19 protein-coding genes are annotated in these 19,103 nt (G+C 74.5%); 11 read left to right on the forward strand and 8 right to left on the reverse strand.

What is annotated here, in order from left to right:
- Positions 1 to 89: 89 nt before the first annotated feature.
- Complete coding sequence (locus OG802_RS15495; protein WP_329417080.1) at positions 90 to 725, forward strand: TetR family transcriptional regulator; 636 nt, start codon at positions 90 to 92, stop codon at positions 723 to 725.
- 110 nt (positions 726 to 835) lie between these two features.
- On the opposite strand, the gene OG802_RS15500 is transcribed toward OG802_RS15495, so the two are convergent.
- Positions 836 to 1,288: an Lrp/AsnC family transcriptional regulator gene (locus tag OG802_RS15500; RefSeq protein WP_329411073.1), complete on the reverse strand. Its 453-nt coding sequence runs from the start codon at positions 1,286 to 1,288 to the stop codon at positions 836 to 838.
- An 82-nt stretch (positions 1,289 to 1,370) separates the two neighbouring features.
- Here OG802_RS15500 and OG802_RS15505 point away from each other — a divergent pair, with 82 nt between their 5' ends.
- Positions 1,371 to 2,042, forward strand: coding sequence for a LysE family translocator (locus OG802_RS15505; RefSeq protein ID WP_329411074.1), 672 nt, complete (start codon positions 1,371 to 1,373; stop codon positions 2,040 to 2,042).
- Here OG802_RS15505 and OG802_RS15510 read toward each other — a convergent pair.
- Positions 2,039 to 2,584, reverse strand: coding sequence for a nitroreductase family deazaflavin-dependent oxidoreductase (locus tag OG802_RS15510; RefSeq protein WP_329411075.1), 546 nt, complete (start codon positions 2,582 to 2,584; stop codon positions 2,039 to 2,041). The two genes, OG802_RS15505 and OG802_RS15510, sit on opposite strands and share 4 nt — an antisense overlap.
- Positions 2,581 to 3,915, reverse strand: coding sequence for an acyl-CoA dehydrogenase family protein (locus OG802_RS15515; protein ID WP_329411077.1), 1,335 nt, complete (start codon positions 3,913 to 3,915; stop codon positions 2,581 to 2,583). Before OG802_RS15515 ends, OG802_RS15510 begins: the two co-directional genes overlap by 4 nt.
- 79 nt (positions 3,916 to 3,994) lie before the next feature.
- Here OG802_RS15515 and OG802_RS15520 point away from each other — a divergent pair, with 79 nt between their 5' ends.
- The 4 genes from OG802_RS15520 to OG802_RS15535 all read left to right on the forward strand — a co-directional run bounded on the left by OG802_RS15520 (position 3,995) and on the right by OG802_RS15535 (position 7,284).
- A complete protein-coding gene (locus OG802_RS15520) occupies positions 3,995 to 5,164 on the forward strand; it encodes a thiolase C-terminal domain-containing protein (protein WP_329411078.1) in 1,170 nt (389 codons plus the stop codon).
- Between the two features lie 291 nt (positions 5,165 to 5,455).
- A complete protein-coding gene (locus OG802_RS15525; RefSeq protein ID WP_329411080.1) occupies positions 5,456 to 6,460 on the forward strand; it encodes an expansin EXLX1 family cellulose-binding protein in 1,005 nt (334 codons plus the stop codon).
- Between the two features lie 15 nt (positions 6,461 to 6,475).
- Complete coding sequence (locus tag OG802_RS15530; protein WP_329411081.1) at positions 6,476 to 7,141, forward strand: pyridoxine/pyridoxamine 5'-phosphate oxidase; 666 nt, start codon at positions 6,476 to 6,478, stop codon at positions 7,139 to 7,141.
- 5 nt (positions 7,142 to 7,146) lie between these two features.
- The gene (locus OG802_RS15535) at positions 7,147 to 7,284 is read left to right on the forward strand and encodes a hypothetical protein (protein ID WP_329411083.1); all 138 of its coding nucleotides are present in this window, start codon (positions 7,147 to 7,149) and stop codon (positions 7,282 to 7,284) included.
- A gap of 82 nt (positions 7,285 to 7,366) precedes the next feature.
- Here the strand turns inward: OG802_RS15535 and OG802_RS15540 are convergent, their stop codons facing one another.
- The 4 genes from OG802_RS15540 to OG802_RS15555 are packed head-to-tail and all read right to left on the reverse strand — an operon-like array spanning position 7,367 to position 9,892.
- On the reverse strand, positions 7,367 to 8,353 hold the full coding sequence (locus OG802_RS15540) for a GNAT family N-acetyltransferase (protein ID WP_329411085.1): 987 nt from the start codon (positions 8,351 to 8,353) through the stop codon (positions 7,367 to 7,369).
- Positions 8,354 to 8,404: 51 nt separating this feature from the next.
- Positions 8,405 to 9,010: a GNAT family N-acetyltransferase gene (locus OG802_RS15545; protein ID WP_329411086.1), complete on the reverse strand. Its 606-nt coding sequence runs from the start codon at positions 9,008 to 9,010 to the stop codon at positions 8,405 to 8,407.
- Between the two features lie 4 nt (positions 9,011 to 9,014).
- Positions 9,015 to 9,443 (reverse strand): Zn-ribbon domain-containing OB-fold protein, encoded by a 429-nt coding sequence (locus OG802_RS15550; RefSeq protein ID WP_329411087.1) that lies wholly within the window; start codon positions 9,441 to 9,443, stop codon positions 9,015 to 9,017.
- The gene (locus tag OG802_RS15555) at positions 9,440 to 9,892 is read right to left on the reverse strand and encodes a DoxX family protein (RefSeq protein WP_329411088.1); all 453 of its coding nucleotides are present in this window, start codon (positions 9,890 to 9,892) and stop codon (positions 9,440 to 9,442) included. Before OG802_RS15555 ends, OG802_RS15550 begins: the two co-directional genes overlap by 4 nt.
- A 276-nt stretch (positions 9,893 to 10,168) precedes the next feature.
- Between OG802_RS15555 and OG802_RS15560 the strand changes: the two genes are divergently transcribed.
- From OG802_RS15560 to OG802_RS15580, 5 genes are all read left to right on the forward strand, one after another.
- Entirely contained in the window at positions 10,169 to 11,359 is a 1,191-nt protein-coding gene (locus OG802_RS15560) for a flavin-containing monooxygenase (RefSeq protein ID WP_329411089.1), read from the forward strand.
- Positions 11,360 to 11,536: 177 nt separating this feature from the next.
- Complete coding sequence (locus tag OG802_RS15565) at positions 11,537 to 13,039, forward strand: flavin monoamine oxidase family protein (RefSeq protein ID WP_443055251.1); 1,503 nt, start codon at positions 11,537 to 11,539, stop codon at positions 13,037 to 13,039.
- Positions 13,040 to 13,167: 128 nt separating this feature from the next.
- The gene (locus OG802_RS15570; protein WP_329411090.1) at positions 13,168 to 15,393 is read left to right on the forward strand and encodes an acetate--CoA ligase family protein; all 2,226 of its coding nucleotides are present in this window, start codon (positions 13,168 to 13,170) and stop codon (positions 15,391 to 15,393) included.
- Positions 15,394 to 15,874: 481 nt separating this feature from the next.
- Positions 15,875 to 16,672, forward strand: a complete 798-nt coding sequence (locus OG802_RS15575) for an enoyl-CoA hydratase/isomerase family protein (RefSeq protein WP_329411092.1) — start codon at positions 15,875 to 15,877, stop codon at positions 16,670 to 16,672.
- 72 nt (positions 16,673 to 16,744) lie between these two features.
- Entirely contained in the window at positions 16,745 to 17,323 is a 579-nt protein-coding gene (locus OG802_RS15580) for a flavin reductase family protein (protein WP_329417086.1), read from the forward strand.
- 166 nt (positions 17,324 to 17,489) lie between these two features.
- Here the strand turns inward: OG802_RS15580 and OG802_RS15585 are convergent, their stop codons facing one another.
- Positions 17,490 to 19,019 carry a multicopper oxidase family protein gene (locus OG802_RS15585; protein ID WP_329411093.1) on the reverse strand — a complete coding sequence of 510 codons (1,530 nt, stop codon included), beginning with the start codon at positions 19,017 to 19,019 and terminating at the stop codon, positions 17,490 to 17,492.
- Between the last annotated feature and the right edge of the window lie 84 nt (positions 19,020 to 19,103).

A 19,103-nucleotide genomic window follows, 5' to 3' on the forward strand; every position in this document is an offset into this window, starting at 1 on the left:
GCCGCCTCCGGACCCCCGCGCACCCCATTTGCAGTCGGCCGAATCGCGCTCCCATCACCCCTCGGTAAGCTGACGGCATGACAGGACAAGTGCGTACCGTCGACGGCCGCGTGGCCGGTCGGCGCGGGCAGGCGACGCGGCAGAAGCTGCTCGACTGCCTCAGCGAGATGCTCAGCTCCTCTCCCTACCGGGACGTCAAGGTCATCGATGTCGCCCGGAAGGCGGGCACTTCGCCCGCGACCTTCTACCAGTACTTCCCGGACGTCGAGGGCGCCGTCCTGGAGATCGCCGAGCAAATGGCCGCGGAGGGGGCCGAGTTGACCGAACTGGTCGCCGGACGCTCCTGGGTCGGCAAGGCGGGCTGGCAGACGGCGCAGGAACTCGTGGACGGCTTCCTGGAGTTCTGGCGGAAGAACGACGCGATCCTGCGCGTGGTCGACCTCGGCGCGGCCGAGGGCGACAAACGCTTCTACAAACTCCGCATGAAGATCCTCAACTCGGTGAACAACTCCCTCTCGGACGCGGTCGCGGAGCTTCAGTCCAAGGGCAGGGTCGACAAGGACGTGAACCCGGCGGCGGTCGCGGGCGCGCTCGTCGCGATGCTCGCGGCCGTCGCCTCGCACCAGAAGGGCTTCCAGACGTGGGGCGTCAAGCAGGCTGAGCTGAAGCCGAACCTGGCGCTGCTGGTGCACCTGGGCATCACCGGGAAGAAGCCGACGAAGTAGCGGCGAAGCAGCGGCGAAGCCCGCGAGGGCGCACCACTCTTACCATCAAGTCCTGTCTGCCAGGCGGCGGTTCACCGGTGCTTCATCCGGTCGGACCGCCGCCTGCCGCGCTATGCGGGCAGCCCCCGGTCCTTCACGACGTGCTTCATGACCAGCGTCGACGTCAGCCGCTGCACGCCCGGCAGGGTGGCGAGCCGCTCGTCGTAGAGCCGCTGGAAGGCCGCGAGGTCGGCGGTGGCCACCCGCAGCAGGTAGTCGGGCTCCCCGAACAGCCGCTGCGCCTCCAGCACATGCTCCACCTCGCCCACCGCCCGCTCGAACTCGACGACGGTGTCCCGGTCCTCCTGCCGCATGGAGACGAAGACCAGCGCCTCGAAGGTCAGCCCGACGGCGGCCGGCTCCACCACCGCGCGGTAGCCGCTGATCGCGCCGGACCGCTCCAGCTCCCGCAGCCGGCGGTGACACGGCGAGACGCTGAGCCGCACCCGAGCGGCCAGCTCGGTCACGGTCAGCCGCCCGTCCTGCTGGAGCTCGGCAAGGATTTTCCGGTCGACGTCGTCCATGAGGCAGATCTTCCCTCATATCCCGGCGTTCCATGAAAACATCGGGAACACTTTCGGCCGCATCGCGCCTAATGTCCCTCCCATGAACGTGGGCACGCTGATCTCCTTCCTCGCCGTCGACCTGCTGCTGGTCTGCGTGCCGGGCGCCGACTGGGCGTACGTGATCTCCGCCGGGCTGCGCGGCCGCTCGGTCGGCGCCGCCGTGAGCGGTCTGGTGAGCGGATACGCCCTGCACACGGCGCTGGCGACGGCGGGCCTGGCGGTCCTGGTCGCGGGCTCGCCCACCCTGCTCACCGCGCTGACGGCGGCGGGCGCGGCCTATCTGGTGTGGCTGGGCTGGGGAGTGCTGCGGCGGCCCGGCACTCCGCAGGCCGGCGAGCCGGTCCACCCGGACGGGACGAGCGGGGCGCGGGTGTTCCTGCGCGGGGCCACGATCAGCGGCCTGAACCCCAAGGGCCTGCTCCTCTACCTCTCCGTCCTGCCGCAGTTCCTCGCCACGGGGAACGGGACGGGAGCGGGAGCGGGCTCCGGCTCGGGGTCCGGCTCCGGGGGCGGTCACCTTCCGGTCGCCGCCCAGACGGCCGTCCTCGGCCTGCTGCACATGGCGTGCTGCGCGGCCGTCTACCTGACGGTGGGCGTCCTGGCCCGCAGACTGCTGGGCGCCCGCCCGGCCGCGGCCCGCGCGGTCACCCGCACCTCCGGCGCGGCGATGCTGGGCATCGGAGCCTTCCTGCTCGTGCAGCGGGCCTTCTAGGGCGCCGGGTCAGCGGGACGGTCGGGGCGGTCGACGGGGGCGCGGCGGTCGGGGCTGCGGGGTGGTTCAGAGGGCCTCGGTGTGAGGCGGAAGACCCGGATCTCACGTTCCACGCGCTCCTGGTAGGTCGCGTAGGGCGGCCAGAAGTCCAGCAGCCGCTGCCACGCCGCCGCCCGTTCCTCCCCCGTCAGCAGCCGGGCGGTCACCGGGATGTCGGCGCCCTTCCAGCTGATCTCCGCGTCGGGGCGGGCGAGGAGGTTGGCCGTCCAGGCGGGGTGCCCGGTGCGGCCGAAGTTGGAGCCGACGAGGGTCCAGCCCCGGCCGTCGGGCTCGGGCATGCAGGCCAGCGGCGTCCGGCGCGGCACCCCGCTCCTCGCGCCGGTCGCGGTGAGGATCACCCCCGGCAGCATCTGGGCGCTGAGCAGGACCTTCCCCCGGGTGAGCCGGTGGACGGCCCGGTCGAGCGCGGGGATCACACGAGGGGCGACCTTGGCGAAGGCGCGCGTCGAGGACGCCTTCTGCACCAGCCGGACGCCGATCACACCGTCACCTCCGTCCGGGTGAACAGGGCGGCCCGCTCGGCCGCGTGGGCGCGCAGCCGGTGCACCGGCCCGAACAGCAGCTCGTCGCCTGCCGCCCGCTTGAAGTACAGGTGGGCCTCGTGCTCCCAGGTGAAGCCGATCCCGCCGTGCAGCTGGACGGCTTCGGAGGCGGCGAGGCGCAGCGCCTCCAGGGCCTGGGCGAGCGCGAGCCCGCCCGCGTCCCGCGCGACGCCGTCCGGAGCATCGTCCGGGGCGTCATACATCGCGCCGTCCGGGGCGTCATACATCGCGCCGTCCGGGGCGCTGCCCCTCCGGCCGGTGGCCCAGGCGGCGTAGTAGGCGGCGGACCGGGCCGCCTGGATCCGCACGTACACGTCCGCGAGCCGGTGCTGCACCGCCTGGAACGACCCGATCGTCCGCCCGAACTGCACGCGCTGCCCGAGGTACTCGACGGTGCGTTCCAGCGCCCGGCCGGCGGCCCCGACGGCCTCGCAGGCGAGGAAGGCGGCGGCGAAGTCGCCGACGTCGGCCAGGGCCCGCCGGACGGCCGCCCCCTCGTCCACCGCACAGCCGCCCGCACCGCCGTCCGCACCGCCGTCCGCGCCGCCGTCCGCGCTGTCGTCGCCCAGCAGCTCGGCCTCCACGTGCCGCAGCTGGACGCGGGCCTGCGCCCTGGTGGCGTCGAGTGCGGTCTGCCGGGTCCGGACGACGCCGGGGGCGTCCCCCGCCACCAGGAACAGCAGGGTCCGCGACCGGACGAACCCGCCGGTGTGCGCGGCGACCAGCAGCAGTCCTGCGCTGTGGCCGTCGAGCACCTGCGCGGCCTCCCCGTACAGCCGCCAGCGGCCGCCGTCGGCCGGGCGGGCCTGCACGCCGCCCGCGCGGCCCCCGCCGGCCCAGTCGCCGCCGCCCGGACCGGTCAGGGCGAGGGCGGTGGCGAGGGCCGGTGCGGGCACGGCGAGGGCGGCGGTGAGCGTGCCGTCGGTGATCGGCGGCAGCAGCCGGGCGCGCTGGGCGTCGGAGCCGAGCGCGAGGATCAGGGGCGCGGCCAGGACGGAGGTCGCGAGCAGCGGGGTGGGGGCGAGGACCCGGCCGGTCTCCTCGGCGGCGAGCGCGAGGTCGGTGCGGGGGCAGCCGACTCCGCCGTGGCGTTCCGGGAGCGCGAGGCCGGGCAGCCCGAGCTGTTCGGCGAGGGCGGCCCACAGGGCGGGATCGTGCCCGGTGGGGGTGTCGAGGGCGGCGCGCAGCTCGCCGGGGCCGCACCGTTCGTGGAGCAGTGCCCGCAGTGTGCGGCGGATCTCGTCCTGTTCGGCTGTGAAGCCGGGGTCCATGGCCGCCCCTTCCTCCTGATCTGACGGTCCGTCATATTAGGGACCCGGCAACGAGATGCACAGAGGAAGGTGGCCTCTCATGACAGCGGGGACCCGGAACGTGGCCGTCGTCGGCGTCGCGCTCTCCGACTGCGGTCGGGTGGACGACGTCACCCCCTACGCCCTGCACGCCCAGGCCGCGCGCCGGGCGCTGGCGGACGCGGGGCTGGGGCGCGAGGCGGTGGACGGCTTCGCCTCGGCCGGCCTCGGCACGCTCGCCCCGGTCGAACTGGCCGGCTACCTGGGCCTGCGCCCCACCTGGGTCGACTCGACCTCAGTGGGCGGCGCGACCTGGGAGGTGATGGCGGCGCACGCGGCCGACGCGATCGCCGCCGGGCACGCCGACGCCGTCCTGCTGGCGTACGGCGCGACGCCCCGGGCGGACATCAGGGCGGGCCGCCGCGGCGGCGCCTTCGCCTTCGGCGCGCGCGGCCCCCTCCAGTTCGAGGCCCCCTACGGCCACACCCTGATCGCCAAGTACGCGATGGCCGCCCGCCGTCACATGCACCGCCACGGCACGACGATCGAGCAGCTGGCGCAGGTCGCGGTGCAGGCGAGGGCGAACGCGGCGCTGAACCCGGAGGCGGTGTTCCGCGACCCCGTCACCGTCGACGACGTCCTGTCGGGGCCGATGATCGCCGACCCGTTCACCAGACTGCACTGCTGTCTGCGCTCGGACGGCGGGGCGGCCGTGCTGCTGGCCGCCGAGGAGTACGTCCGCGACTGCCGCACCGTACCGGTGTGGATCCTGGGGACCGGCGAGCACGTCTCGCACGCCACGATGTCCGAGTGGGACGACTTCACGGTGTCCCCCGCGGCGACGAGCGGCCGCCTGGCCTTCGCGCGGGCCGGACTGCGCCCGGACGAGATGGACTTCGCCGAGATCTACGACGCGTTCACGTACATGACGCTGGTGACCCTGGAGGACCTGGGCTTCTGCGCCAAGGGCGAGGGCGGACCGTTCGTGGAGAAGGGCCGGCTGCGGGTGGGAGGGGAGTTCCCCGTCAACACGGACGGCGGCGGCCTGTCGGCCCAGCACCCCGGTATGCGCGGCCTGTTCCTCCTGGTCGAGGCGGTGCGCCAGCTGAGGGGCGAGGCAGGGGCCCGGCAGGTGCGGGATCGCGCCGGGAACCTCCCCCGCCACGCGGTGGCCTCCGGCACCGGCGGCTGGTTCTGCTCCTCGGGGACGGTGGTCCTGGCCCGCGGGTGAGCCGCCCGGCGGCGGGGGCGGGAGCGCGGAGGGGGGGCGGGAGCGCGCAGGTGGCGTGGCGACGGACGCCGACAATCCCCCGGCGCACGGGAGGAGAGCAGAGGGCGAGGGGACGAGGGGGACGGGGGGGACAAGGGAGGCAGGGGGCGAGGGGGATGGAAGTAAACGGATGGGGTTGGGCGGCAACCTTTCGGCGGGCGGCGGCCACTGGGAGACGGCAGGCTCGGCGCGCGATGGCATTCCGGGGCCCGCCGCCCGACGTGCTCCGCCGACTCGCGTAAGGATCCCCCCGTGGCAAGCTCCGCGCACCGCCGTTCCCGCCGCCCCGACCGGCGTTCGGGCCGCCGCGTCCCCGTCGTCGCCGTGGTGGCCGTGGCCGCCGTCGCGCTCGTGGTGTCCCTGGTCGTGGCCTTCCGCCCCGGCGGCGGAAGCGGCGACGCGGCACGCGCCGTCGAGCCGGCGGCCGGGGCCGCGGCGAACGGGACGCCCGCGGCGATCCCCTCGGCCACCGGGTCCGGGTCGCCGACGGGATCGCCCTCGCCGTCACCGTCGCCGAAGGCCTCGACGGCGTCCGGCGCTCCGAACCCGACCGGCACGGGTCCGGCCGGCGCGTCGGGCTCGCCGTCGGCGCGGCCCGCGGCCCGGCCCGCCGCCCGCGCGGGTTCCGGCGCGGCCGCGTCGGCCGGAGGCCTCCGGCCCGGCACCGTCCACACGGGGGTCGCGACCGCCTACGACATCGGCGACGGCGACGGCGCCTGCTCCTACGGCCCGACCTCCGACGTCATGACCGCGGCGATGAACACCGCCGACTACGACACGTCCGGGGCGTGCGGCGCGTACGTGTCCGTCCACGCGGCGAACGGGGCGTCCGTGACGGTGCGGATCACCAACGAGTGCCCGGCGCCCTGCGCGGCCGGCCAGATCGACCTCAGCCGGCAGGCCTTCGCCGAGCTGGCGCCGCTCGTCACGGGCCGGATCGCGATCACCTGGAGCGTGCTGAGCCCGGCCACGTCCGACACGATCTCGATCCGCTACAAGACCGGCTCCTCCGCGTACTGGTGCGGCATCCAGGCCATCGGCCACCGCAACCCGCTGGCCCGGCTGGAGGTCCGCACGGGCGGGAGCTGGACCCGGCTGGCGCGCACCGGCTACAACTACTTCCTCTCCGAGCACGGCGCCGGCTGCGGCAGCGCGATCCGGCTCACCGACGTCTTCGGCGAGCGGCTCACCGTCGAGGGGATCGCCGTCCGGGCGAACGTGGTGCAGCCGACCCGGGTCCAGTTCGCCCGGCACTGACCGGATACTCGGTGCATGGCCACGGATCTGCATGAACTGCTGAGGACGCTGCGGGTGTGGGACCCGGAGGTGACGGAACTGCCGCCGTTCGACCCGGCGTCGGCCCCCGCCGACCCGCTGACCCTCTTCACTGAGTGGTTCGCGCAGGCGGTCGCGGCGGGCGAGCGGGAGCCGCACACCCTCACCCTCGCCACCGTCGGCGAGGACGGTCTGCCCGACGCCCGCGTCGTGATGCTGCACGGCGCGGACGCGGACGGCTGGTCCTTCGCGTCCCACGCCACCAGCCGCAAGGGCCGCCAGCTCGCCGCCCGCCCGTACGCGGCCCTGACCTTCTACTGGCCCGTGCTCGGCCGCCAGGTGCGGCTGCGCGGCCCCGTCTCGTCCGCCCCCTCCGAGGAGGCGCAGGCCGACCTGCACGCCCGCTCGACCGGGGCCCTGGCCGCCGCGCTGACCGGCCGGCAGAGCGAGGTCCTGGCCTCGCCGGAGGAACTGGCGCGGGCCTCGCGAGCCGCCTGGGAACAGGCCCGCCTCGACCCGGCGGCGAAGTCCCCGACCTGGACCCTGTACCGGCTGCGCCCGGACGAGGTGGAGTTCTTCCAGGGCGACGCGGCCCGCCGCCACACCCGCCTGCGCTACCGCCGCACGGCCGGGACCTGGTCCACAGACCTGCTGTGGCCCTGAGGGCCATGCTCGGCCTCGCGCAGCGCCTTCGCCACGACGGCGCGCTCGACCTCGGCCTCCTCGCGCACCTGGTCTTCCGGAAGACGGTGAGCAACACGATCCGCCGGTCGGAAGCCAGCCAGGACGTGATCCTCGTGGCATAGACGAGTGCCCGTCGCGCGGGACGCGGCTCCCCCACGGCAGCCACCCACCACATCCCCCGCTCGCTTCGGACACCCACGCCCCCTACCCGAACGCGTACACCGCGAAGTCCGCCACCGGGCGGTAGCCGATCCGCTGGTAGAGGCCGTTGCTCGTCGGGTTGGACAGGTCGGTGAAGAGGAGCACCTCCGCCGCGCCCGAGGCGCGTGCCGCGCGGCTCACCTCGGCCGTGGCCGCGCCCGCGTAGCCGCGTCCGCGCAGTCCGGGCGGCGTGTAGACGGGGGCCACCCTGATCTGGCCGGCCACCTCGGGGGTGACCCCGGCCATGGCCACGGGGACCCCGTCGGGCGTCTCCCACAGGGTGATCCCGCCGTAGGAGACACGGGAGTCGGCCCACGCGCCGGCGTCCTGGGCCGGGTGCCCGCCGACCTCCGCCGCGAACTCCTCGTACCAGCGCACCAGCAGGTCCCGGTCGGCCGCGTCGGCCACCCGCGCCCGGCCCGCGGGGGCGGGCTCCGGCAGCGTCAACTCCGCCAGCCGGTACAGGCGTTGGCGCAGCTCCACCCGCGACACGGTGGCGGTGCGCCGTTGCCACGCCCCGGCGAACGCCGCCGCGGTGTCGCGCTCGCCGGAGACCGTGGGGAATCGGTGGCCCGCGTCGGCCAGCGTCGCGGCGAGGGCGTCGGCCTCCTCCTCCGTCACGGACGTGAGGCAGATCCCGTGGGGCGGGGTGCGGAAGAACACCGCGCGGACCGCGCCGTCCCCTCCGTCCCGGACGTCCCCGCCCAGCACGCCGAAGACGGGATCCTCGTCGCCGTACACGTGCGTGCCCCTGCGCCGCAGGCTGTCGACGACGGTCAGCGCGACCGTGTGCAGCGCCGGACGGGAGGCGAGGAAGTCGCCGGCACACTCGAGGAAGCCGTCGAGATCACGGGTGAGACGCCAGGCGGCGGGGGCGGGGGCGGGGATGTCGGGCCGTCCGCGGCCGGCGGGGCGGGCGGACCCACCGGGACCGCCGGGACCATCCACGCTGTCAGGGCTGTCAGGGCTGTCAGGGCTGTCAGGGCTCATGCTTCATCGTCGTGGGGAAGGGGCCCGCGCCGCCTGCCATTTTCCGGGGCGTCAGGGGAACTCCGGCTCCGGGTCGGTCGCCAGGCGGGCGTGCAGGTGGACGTCGCGGAAGGAGTCCCGGCTGCCCGCCTCCCACATCGCGCCGCGCAGGGTCCCCTCGTACCGGAAGCCGCAGCGCTCGGCTATCCGGCAGGAGGCCTCGTGGCCGAGGGCGTGGCCCAGCTCCAGCCGGTGCAGGCCGGTCTCGGTGAACGCCCAGCGCGTCGCGAGCAGCAGGGCGCTGCCGGCGACGTGCCGGCCGCGCGCCTCGGGCAGGACCCAGTAGCCGACCCGGGCGGAGCTCAGCACCCGGTCGATCATGTTGACGGCGACCTGTCCGAGGATCGTCCCGTCGGCCGCGTCCGTGACGCAGAACGGCAGGGCGTGCCCGGCGGCGGCGTCCGCGTTCTTGCCCTTCAGGGAGGCCCGCGCGCCGGCGGTGTCGGCGACCGTCCGCACCGGTGTGTTCCAGCGCCGGAACTCCGGGTCGAGGTGCCCGCGCAGCCACGCCTCCACGTCGGCGGCGGACTCCGGGTCCCAGGCGCGCAGCCGCAGGCCGTGGCCGTCGAGCACGGGGATCGTGTGGGGGGCGGAGAGGGACTCACGAGCGTCGGTCATCCGGTCATTGAACACCTGTCCGGTCGGCGGGCGGCGGGTCGGGGGCCGCCGCCCGGAAGACGGGGACGCCGTCCCGGAAGGCGACCGTCAGCGCCATGTCCATGCGCGGCTCCGCGTCCCCGACCAGCTCGGTCGACATCCGCGGCCCCTCGGCCAGGTCGACCATGGCCGCGACATAGGGCGTGCGCTCCCCGAAGGGCGGCAGGTCGTTGCGGTGGACGACGGACCAGGTGTAGAGGGTGGCCAGGCCGCTCGCGTCCTCCCAGGCCACGTCCTCGCTCCAGCAGTGCGGGCAGAACTCGCGGGGGTAGTGGTGGGCGCGCGCGCAGGCCCCGCAGCGCCGGATCAGCAGGCGGCCCGCGGCGGCGGCTTCCCAGTAGGTGCGGGTGAAGGCGTCGGCCTCGGGGACGTCGTGCCGGGGGCCGGGGGTCATCGGAACCACCCGAGCGCGTCGTCCACGGACCACGTCTGCCAGGCCATCGCGCCCAGCGCCACGGCCGAGATCAGCGCCATCATCGAGTTCTGCCCCTGCTCGGCCCAGTCGTGGATCATGAGGACGAGGTAGAGGAGGTTGAGGAGCAGGCCGCAGACCAGCGCGACCGGGGTGAGGAAGCCGGCGACCAGCCCGAGCCCGAGGGCCAGTTCCGCGTACACCACCACGTAGGACATGACGCGCGGGCGCGGCCGCACCACCACGGCGAAGCCGGAGCGGACGGCGGCCCAGCGGTGTTTCGCCGCCACGTCCGCGGCCCAGGCGATGCCCGACCCCTCGGCGAACCAGGCCTTCTTGTCCTTGTGGCGCCAGCTCTCCAGCCACCACAGTCCGAGTCCGATCCGCAGCACCGCCAGCCACTCGGCCCCGTCGAGCCAGATCGCATCCATGAATCTGACGGTACGTCAGATGCCCGGTTCCGGGAACCCCGCCGGCCACGGGGCGGGCCTCGCGCCTCCCCCAGCCCTCGCCCTGCCCTCGCCCGGTCCTCCCCCGGTCCTCGCCCCGACCAAGTGGTCTGCGTCGGGCCCTCGCCCGGCCCTCCCCCGCGACGAAGTGGTCTACGTCACCGGTCCGTCCGCCCGTCCCCCACACGTGATCGATCCGCAACCAATTCCCGTCTTGACCGAGACCCATCAACGACACGCGTGATTACGCTCGCGCTCATGGAAGACTCCGCACCGCGCCCGGCCCACCAGGCGATCACCGCCGCGAACCCGGCCGACCGTCCCGTCTACGTGATCGGCGGCGGTCCCGGCGGCCTCGCCACCGCGTACGCGCTGCGCGCCCAGGGCGTACGCGCGGTCGTCGTGGAGAAGGCCGACGCGGTCGGGGCGTCCTGGCGGCGGCACTACGACCGGCTGCATCTGCACACGACGCGGGGGCTGTCCGCCCTGCCGGGGCTGAAGATGCCGCGCCGGTTCGGACGGTGGGCGGCCCGCGACGACGTGGTGCGCTACCTGGAGAAGTACGCCGAGGTGCACGAGCTGGAGATCGTCACCGGCGTCGAGGTCTCCCGCGTCGAGCGCACCGCCGACGGCGCCGGGTGGCTGCTGCGCGCCACGGGCGGCCGTGAGCTGACCGGCTCGGCGGTCGTCGTCGCCACCGGCTACAACCACACCCCGTACCTGCCGGACTGGCCCGGCCGCGAGGGGTTCACCGGCGAGCTGACCCACGCCGGCGCCTACCGCGACGGCAAGCCCTACGCGGGCCGGGACGTCCTCGTCGTGGGCGTCGGCAACACCGGCGCGGAGATCGCCGTCGACCTGGTGGAGCACGGGGCGGAGCGGGTGCGGCTCGCGGTGCGCACCGTCCCGCACCTCGTGCGCCGTTCCACCGCCGGCTGGGCCGCCCAGTACAGCGGCATCCTGGTGCGCCGCCTGCCCGTCGCCCTCGTCGACCTGATCTGCCGGGTGATGGCCAGGGCGAGCGTTCCCGACCTGTCCGCGCACGGGCTGCCGCGCCCCGACACCGGTCTCTACACCCGGGCCAGGCAGGGTGCGATCCCGGTGCAGGACGTCGGCCTGATCGACGCCGTGCGCACGGGCCGGGTGGAGATCACGGCCGCCGTGGAGGGGTTCGAGGACGGCGGCAAGGTCGTGCTCGCCGACGGGACGCGGATCTCCCCGGACGCGGTGATCGCGGCCACCGGCTACGTCCGCGCCCTGGAGGAGCTGGTCGGCCACCTCGGCGTGCTCGACGACCGGGGCAGACCGGTCGCGCACGGCGCCCGCACCGCGAAGGACGCCCCCGGCCTGTACTTCACCGGCTTCACCACCCCCATCAGCGGCACCCTGCGCGAGCTGTCGATCGACGCCGGGAAGATCGCGAAGGCGGTCCGCCGCGCCCTGCGGTGAGCACCGGCGGCCCCCGCTGTAACTGTCGGTAACTTCTTTGATTCCGCTGCCTGTTACATCTGCGTCAGATGTGGCGGGAACGTTGTCGTGCGCCCGTGCGCGGAGCCAGAATGTGAGCGCTGTTCACCTTTTCGGCTCCACCCACCTCTCGCTCCCCAAGCCCGTCGGAGGACGCACGTGGCAAGTGAACGACAGACCGCCCCCAGGATGTCCCGCCGCTCCCTGCTCGGCCGCACGGCCGCGGTGGCCGCCGGGGCCACCGCCCTCGGCGCGACCGCCGCGGGTCCGGCCGCCGCGGCCGCCCGGGAGGTGGACGTCGCGATCGTCGGCGCCGGCCTGGCCGGTCTCACCGCGGCCCGCGACCTGGTGGCCGCCGGCCGCACGGTCGCCGTCCTGGAGGCCCGCGGCCGGGTGGGCGGCCGGGTCGTCAACCTCCCCCTGGCGAACGGCGGGGTCACCGAGGGCGGCGGCGAGTTCATCGGCCCCACCCAGGACCGCGTCAAGGCGCTCGCCGACTCCCTGGGCGTCGACACCTTCCCCACCTACAACACCGGCAGGAACCTGCTCTACAAGGACGGCAGAAAGACCCCGTACGCCACCGACGGCCTCCTCGGCTCGGTCCCGCCGGTCGACGCCGCCGGCCTCGCCAACGCGGCGATCGTGCAGGCCGCGCTGGACGACATGGCCAAGACGGTCCCCGTCGACGCGCCGTGGACCGCCCCCAAGGCCGAGGAATGGGACCGGCAGACCTTCGAGACCTGGCTGCGCGCCAACGCCGTCGTCCCGTCCGCCAAGTTCCTCCTGGACGTGGCCTGCACCTCGATCTTCTCGGCCGAGCCGCGCGAACTCTCCCTGCTCTTCGTGCTGTTCTACATCGCCGCGGCCGGGAACGACTCGACCCCCGGCACGCTGGAACGCCTCACCGAGACCGCGGGCGGCGCCCAGGAGCGGCGCTTCGTCGGCGGATCCCAGCAGGTGCCGGTCAGGCTCGCCGCCACGCTCGGCGACCGGGTGGTGCTGAACGCCCCGGTGCGCACGATCGCCCGCTCCGGGGAGAAGTACGCCGTGACGGCCGACGGCGTGACCGTCACCGCCCGGAAGGTCGTCGTCGCCGTGCCCCCGCCGCTCGCCGCGCGCATCACGTACGACCCGCTGCTGCCCGCCGCCCGCGACCAGCTCACCCAGCGCCTGCCGATGGCCTCCGTCGGCAAGGCGATCGCGATCTACGACACCCCGTTCTGGCGGGCCGACGGCCTCAACGGCCAGGTGGTCAGCGACACCGGCGTGGTCAGCTCCACCTTCGACAACTCCCCGCCGGACGCCTCCTACGGCGCGCTCATGGGCTTCATCGAGGCCGACGAGGCGCGGGCGTACGACGCGGCGAGCGAGGCGGAGGTCCGGGCGGCCGTGCTGAAGGACTACGTGACGTACTTCGGCCCGAAAGCGGCCTCCCCCACGTCGTTCGTCCTGCAACGCTGGAACAACGAGGCCTACACCCGCGGCGGCCCCGTCTCCATCGCCGCGCCCGGCGTCCTGACCCGGTACGGCCGGGCCCTGCGCGAGCCCGTCGGCGGGATCCACTGGGCCGGGACCGAGACCTCCGTCCACTGGATGGGCTTCATGGACGGGGCGGTGCGCTCGGGCGAGCGGGTGGCGGCGGAGGTGCTGGCCGCGCTGTAGGCGAGGGGCACGGGTCCGCTCCTTTCTGCGTGCACGACCATTCCTGACGGACCGTCAGCTATGTAACCTGACAGAGCGTCAGTTACTTGACAGTCACTCACGGCAGTCACACAGGAGCGGGCGGACCCATGCTTGGATCAACCCACGGCACCCTCACCACCGACTCCCGCCGGGCCCGGGTCATCGCGTGCGGCGAGGAACCCGGGCCCGCCGTCCACGGCCGGCCCGCCCAGGCGGACGACCTCGACGTCAGCGGCCGCCCGTTGTACGCGGACGTCCCCGATCTGGACCGGCTCTTCCGCCCCGGGTCCGTCGCGGTCGTCGGCGCCTCGGACGCCGAAGGACGCCCGAACACCGGTGTCACCCGGCAACTGGTGGGCTGGGCCGACCGGGTGGGGGCGCGGCTGCATCCCGTGCACCCCACCCGCACGAGCGTGTTCGGCCTGCCCTGCGTCGCGTCCGTCGCCGACCTGCCCGAGCAGGTCGACCTGGCCGTGCTGCTGGTCTCCGACCCGCTGCCGGTGATCGAGCGGCTGGCGGAGACGAAGGTGAGGTTCGCGGTCGTCTTCGCCTCCGGCTTCGCGGAGACCGGCGCGCAGGGCGCGGCCGCCCAGGAGCGGCTGGCGGCGGCGGTGGAACGTTCCGGCATGCGTCTGCTCGGCCCCAACACCAACCTCAACGCCTTCGAGCGGTTCCGCGACGACCTGAGCGGACCGGCGATCGCGCTGATCACCCAGTCCGGCCACCAGGGCCGCCCGGTGTTCGCGCTCCAGGAACTCGGCGTGCGCGTCTCGCACTGGGCGCCGACCGGCAACGAGGCCGACCTGGAGACCGCCGACTTCCTCTCCTACTTCGCCGAGCGCCCGGAGGTCGGCGCGATCGCCTGCTACGTCGAGGGCCTCAAGGACGGCCGGTCCTTCCTGCTGGCCGCCGACCGGGCCGCCCGGCGCGGGGTGCCGGTCGTCGCCGTCAAGGTGGGCCGCACCGAGGCCGGCGCCCGCACCGCCGCCTCCCACACCGGCAAGCTGACCGGCGCGGACGAGGTGGTCGACGCGGCGATGCGGCAGTACGGCGTGATCCGCGTCGACGGCCTCGACGAACTCCAGGACACGGCGACCCTGCTGGCGCGGGCCCGGCCGCCGCGGGCCACCGGCGTCGCGATCTACTCCATCTCGGGCGGCACCGGCGCCCACGCGGCCGACCTGGCCACCGCGGCGGGCCTGGAGCTGCCCGCCCTGTCGAGCGCGAAACAGGCCGAACTGCACCAGTGGATCCCCGCGTACCTGAACGTGGCCAACCCGGTCGACAACGGCGGGCATCCGGTGGGCGACGAGCGCGGCCGGAAGATCATCGACGCGATTCTCGACGACCCGGCGGTGGGCGTCCTGATCTGTCCCGTCACCGGGCCCTTCCCTCCCCTCAGCGACCGGCTGGTCCAGGACCTGGTGGACGCGGCGGAGCGGACCGACAAACTGGTGTGCGTGGTCTGGGGCTCCCCGGTGGGCACGGAACCCGCCTACCGCGAGGTCCTGCTGGGCTCCTCCCGGGTGGCCACCTTCCGCACCCTGTCCAACTGCATCGCGGCCGTCCGCGCCCACCTCGACCACCACCGCTTCGTCACCGGCTACCGCTCCCCCTTCGACCAGGCCCCGCGCACGCCCTCCCCGTCCTACCGCAAGGCGCAGCTGCTGATGCGGCCGGGCCAGCAGCTCAGCGAGCACGCGGCCAAGCAACTGCTGCGGGCGTACGGCATCCGCGTCCCGCGCGAGCAGCTGGTGACCAGCGCGGCGGCGGCCGTGCGGGCGGCGGGGCTGGTCGGCTACCCGGTGGTGATGAAGGCGTCCGGCGCGCAGATCGCCCACAAGACCGAACTGGGCCTGGTCAAGATCGGCCTGACCTCGGCCAGCCAGGTCCGCGACGCCTACCGCGAGCTGACCGACATCGCCCGCTACGAGGGCGTCGAGCTGGACGGCGTCCTGGTGTGCCAGATGGTCGAACGGGGAGTGGAGATGGTCGTGGGCGTGACCCACGACGACCTGTTCGGGCCGACGGTCACGGTCGGGCTCGGCGGGGTCCTGGTGGAGGTCCTGCGGGACGCGGCCGTGCGCGTCCCGCCCTTCGGCGAGGACCAGGCCCGCGCCATGCTGGCCGAACTGCGCGGCAGGGCACTGCTGGACGGCGTCCGCGGCCGCCCGCCGGCCGACGTCGACGCCCTCGTCGAGGTCGTCCTGCGGGTGCAGCGCATGGCCCTGGAACTCGACGCCGACCTGGCCGAACTCGACGTCAACCCCCTGGTGGTCCTGCCCCGCGGCCAGGGCGCGGTGGCCCTGGACGCGCTGGCGGTGTGCAGATGAGGGCCGCTCGACGGGTACGGGCAGCCCGGCCGGCGAGCACGGCGCACACCGTGCGGGCCGCACGTCCGGCGGGTGCGACCCACCGCGTACGGGCCGCGCGGCCGACGAGCAGCGCGCATCCCGTGCCGGCCGCGCGACCGGCGAGCACCGCGCACACCGAGCGGACCGCACAGCCGGCGGATGCGACTCACCGCGTACGGGCCGCACGGCCGACGAGCAGCGCGCATCCCGTGCCGGCCGCGCGACCGGCGAGCACCGCGCACACCGAGCGGACCGCACAGCCGGCGGATGCGACTCACCGCGTACGGGCCGCACAGCCGACGAGCACCGCGCACACCGTGCGGACCGCACAGCCGGCGAGTGCGGTGCGGTCCGCGCGGGCCGCGCGACCGGCAAGCACCGCTCAACCCCTAGGGGCCACACGACCGTCGCGTGCGGCTCGGCCCGCGTGGGCCACCCGGCATGAGCGGGGGGAGGGAGCATGACCGGGTCCGAGGCGTCGGTGCGGCGGCGGACCGACCGCCATGTCACCCGTCTGACGCTCGACCGGCCCGAGGCCCTCAACGCCCTCACCCCCGACGGGCGCGACCGGCTGATCGTGCTTCTCGGCGAGGCATCGGCGGATCCGGATGTGCGGGCGGTGATCCTGACCGGCGCCGGCCGCGGCTTCTGCGCGGGGGCCGATCTGCGCGGCGGCGGCGCGCGCGGCGAGCGGATCGCCGGGGACGTCGCCCGCACCCTGCGCCTCGGCGCGCAGCGCCTCGTCGCCGCCGTCCTCGACTGCGAGAAACCGGTGATCGCCGCGGTGAACGGCACGGCCGCCGGCCTGGGCGCCCACCTCGCGCTCGCCTGCGACCTGGTGCTGGCGGCCGAATCGGCCCGCTTCATCGAGGTGTTCGTCCGCCGCGGCCTGGTCCCCGACGGCGGCGGCGCCTATCTGCTGCCCCGCCTGGTCGGCCCGCAGCGCGCCAAGGAGCTGATGTTCTTCGGCGACGCGCTCACCGCGCCGGACGCCGAACGCCTGGGGCTGGTCAACCGGGTCGTCCCGGACGCCGACCTGGACAGGACGGCCCACGACTGGGCGGCCCGCCTGGCCGCCGGTCCCACCCGTGCCCTGGCGCTCACCAAGCAGCTCGTCAACGCCTCCCTGGAGTCGGACCGCGCCACGGCCTTCGCCGCCGAGGCCGCCGCCCAGGAGATCAACATGACGACGAGGGACGCCCAGGAGGGCGTGGCGAGCTTCGTGGAGCGCCGGGCGACGGACTTCCACGGCCGGTGACCCGCGGACCGCCCGGTCCACGGGTCCGCACCCCTTCCCATCTGACATGCCGTCAGTTTCAATGAGGACATGATGGGACATGCGGGAATGGCGGCCGCCGCCGTCCGATACCTCCGGGCGGGGCCGGTCGAACCGCTGCCGCGCCCCGCGCTGCGCTGCGTGCGCGACGACGAGCGGGCGCCCGTCGATCCCGGCGAGTTCCGCAGGGTGCTCGGGAGCTTCGCCTCCGGGGTGACCGTCGTGACGGCGCCGACGCCCGAGGGCCCCGCCGGCTTCGCCTGCCAGTCGTTCTCCTCGCTCTCCCTCGATCCGCCCCTGGTCGCCTTCATGGTCGGCCGCACGTCCACGACCTGGCCGCGCATCGCCCGGGCGGGCGTCTTCTGCGTCAACGTCCTCAGCGCGCGCCAGGCGGCGCTGTGCCGGGCCTTCGCGGTGAGCGGCGCGGACAAGTTCGCCGGCGTCGACCACGACCCGGCCCCGGTCTCGGGCGCCCCGCGGCTCGCCGGCGCGCTCGCCTGGATCGACTGCGCGATCCACGCCGTCCACACCGGCGGCGACCATCTGGTCGTCGTGGGCCGCGTGAACGCCCTCGGCACGGGCGAGGACGCGGACGAACCGCCCCTGCTGTTCCACAGGGGCCGGTTCCTGTGACCCACGGGTGAGCGACCTGCGGGTGACGCGGCCTGCGGGCAACGCGGCCTGCGGGCAACGCGGCCTGCGCGTGAAGTGACCTGCGGGCGACGTGACCTGCGCGTGAAGTGACGTACGGGTGACGTGACCTACGGGTGAGGCCGGTGTCCGCGCCGTCGGCCGCCGCTCACTTCACGTACTCGACGATCTGCATCATGCCTTCGTCGCCGTGCTGGAGCTGATGACAGTGCAGCATCGAGCGGCCGGTGAAGTCCTCGGCGCGCAGCCGGAAGGTGACCGAGCCCTTCGGCGGGACGGTGACGGTGTCGTGCCAGACCGGCGTGGCGAGCCGGCGGTTGTCCACGGCGGTCAGCAGGAAGTGGTTGGTGTGCAGGTGGAAGGGGTGGTGGCTGTGGGCGTGCGAGTCGTTGACGACCGTCCACTCCTCCACCTCGCCGAGCCGCACCCGCTGGTTGACGTGGTCGGACGAGTAGCGGCCCCAGGCGGTGTCCGTGCGGCCGCCCGGTGAGACGGCGGGCGGGGTCTCGCCGTCGCCCAGGATGCGGTAGGCGTTCGGGAAGGCGCCGGAGAAGACGTTCTCGTAGCTGCGGAAGGTCAGCGTCCGGGTGCGGGTGGGCTCCGGCAGCTCGGGGGGCCGGCCGGGCAGACGGGCCGGGAGCGGCATCGAGCGGGCGGCGCCGGTGACGACGAGGGTGAGCAGGTGCTGGGAGGGGCCGCCGCCGGTCAGCTGGTAGGTGCCGGGCTTGCCGCCCCGGACGAGGATGTCGGCCCGGCCGCCCATCGGCAGCGTCAGTCCGGTGGTCGCGACGGGTTCCATGAAGGTGACGCCGTCGCAGGCGATCTGGTGCATCTCCTGTCCGGCGAGGCTGAGGAAGTGCGCCGTCAGCGCGCCGGCGTTGACGACCCGCCAGCGCTGGATCTCTCCCGGCGCGATGGTCAGCACGGGGTTTTTCACGCCGTTGACCAGGAACGTCGAGGCGATGCCGTCGTAGACGCCGTTCGAGGTCAGCTCCGGCACCCGCCCGCCGGACACCTTGAGTTCGCTGATGCAGACGACGACCTCACGGGCGGCGGCGATCTCGGGGACCTCGTCGACGTCCCCCTCGACGACGAGCACGCCGGCCATGCCGCTCAGCACCTGGGTGGCGGTGGATCCGTGGTGGTGGGGGTGGTACCAGTAGGTGCCCGCCGGATGGTCGGCGGGCACGTCGACGCGGCTGACGTGCGCGGTGGCGGCGCCCCGGACGGCGGCGGGCTCGAAGACGCGGAAGACGTTGTCCGCCTCGCCCGTCGGGTCCACGTGCAGGCCGTGCGTGTGCAGGTTGAAGCTGTTGAAGTGATGGGGGACGTTCATCTCCTCGTGCGCCCCGCCGGCGTTCGCCGGCAGCGCGTTGACCTGGGTGATCTCCAGGGAGTCCCCGGGGTGCACGCGCAGCGTCGGCCCCGGCACGGCGCCCTCGTAGGTGCGCGTGGACACCCGCCCGACGCCGGGGATGTCCAGGTCGGTGAACCGGACGTTCAGCTCGGTCCGCAGCCGTCCCGTGTCGGGCGACGAGCTGCGCGTCTCCGGCTCGGGGAAGGGCGGGTCGGCCGCCTCCCGCGCGGCCGCGGGCGGACCCGCCGCCCCCGCGGACACGACCGCCCCGGCGGCGAGCGGCAGGCTTTTCAGTACGCCACGACGGGACAGAGCTGGCATGAGGGGCCTCCACGGGCAGTGAACGGCAGAGCGGGTCGGAGCACCCTCACATTACGGAACGTGGCCGCCCAGCACGTGGAGTAA

This window comes from Streptomyces sp. NBC_00704 (assembly GCF_036226605.1).
Taxonomy (GTDB): Bacteria; Actinomycetota; Actinomycetes; order Streptomycetales; family Streptomycetaceae; genus Streptomyces.

What these genes read in the sequence shown, in the direction of transcription:
- OG802_RS15500 (WP_329411073.1), bottom strand. Translation starts at nt 1,288, where the DNA reads ATGGACGACGTCGACCGGAAAATCCTTGCCGAGCTCCAGCAGGACGGG.
- OG802_RS15505 (WP_329411074.1), top strand. Translation starts at nt 1,371, where the DNA reads ATGAACGTGGGCACGCTGATCTCCTTCCTCGCCGTCGACCTGCTGCTG.
- OG802_RS15515 (WP_329411077.1), bottom strand. Translation starts at nt 3,915, where the DNA reads ATGGACCCCGGCTTCACAGCCGAACAGGACGAGATCCGCCGCACACTG.
- OG802_RS15520 (WP_329411078.1), top strand. Translation starts at nt 3,995, where the DNA reads ATGACAGCGGGGACCCGGAACGTGGCCGTCGTCGGCGTCGCGCTCTCC.
- OG802_RS15530 (WP_329411081.1), top strand. Translation starts at nt 6,476, where the DNA reads ATGGCCACGGATCTGCATGAACTGCTGAGGACGCTGCGGGTGTGGGAC.
- OG802_RS15535 (WP_329411083.1), top strand. Translation starts at nt 7,147, where the DNA reads ATGCTCGGCCTCGCGCAGCGCCTTCGCCACGACGGCGCGCTCGACCTC.
- OG802_RS15540 (WP_329411085.1), bottom strand. Translation starts at nt 8,353, where the DNA reads ATGAGCCCTGACAGCCCTGACAGCCCTGACAGCCCTGACAGCGTGGAT.
- OG802_RS15545 (WP_329411086.1), bottom strand. Translation starts at nt 9,010, where the DNA reads ATGACCGACGCTCGTGAGTCCCTCTCCGCCCCCCACACGATCCCCGTG.
- OG802_RS15550 (WP_329411087.1), bottom strand. Translation starts at nt 9,443, where the DNA reads ATGACCCCCGGCCCCCGGCACGACGTCCCCGAGGCCGACGCCTTCACC.
- OG802_RS15555 (WP_329411088.1), bottom strand. Translation starts at nt 9,892, where the DNA reads ATGGATGCGATCTGGCTCGACGGGGCCGAGTGGCTGGCGGTGCTGCGG.
- OG802_RS15560 (WP_329411089.1), top strand. Translation starts at nt 10,169, where the DNA reads ATGGAAGACTCCGCACCGCGCCCGGCCCACCAGGCGATCACCGCCGCG.
- OG802_RS15570 (WP_329411090.1), top strand. Translation starts at nt 13,168, where the DNA reads ATGCTTGGATCAACCCACGGCACCCTCACCACCGACTCCCGCCGGGCC.
- OG802_RS15575 (WP_329411092.1), top strand. Translation starts at nt 15,875, where the DNA reads ATGACCGGGTCCGAGGCGTCGGTGCGGCGGCGGACCGACCGCCATGTC.
- OG802_RS15580 (WP_329417086.1), top strand. Translation starts at nt 16,745, where the DNA reads ATGGGACATGCGGGAATGGCGGCCGCCGCCGTCCGATACCTCCGGGCG.
- OG802_RS15585 (WP_329411093.1), bottom strand. Translation starts at nt 19,019, where the DNA reads ATGCCAGCTCTGTCCCGTCGTGGCGTACTGAAAAGCCTGCCGCTCGCC.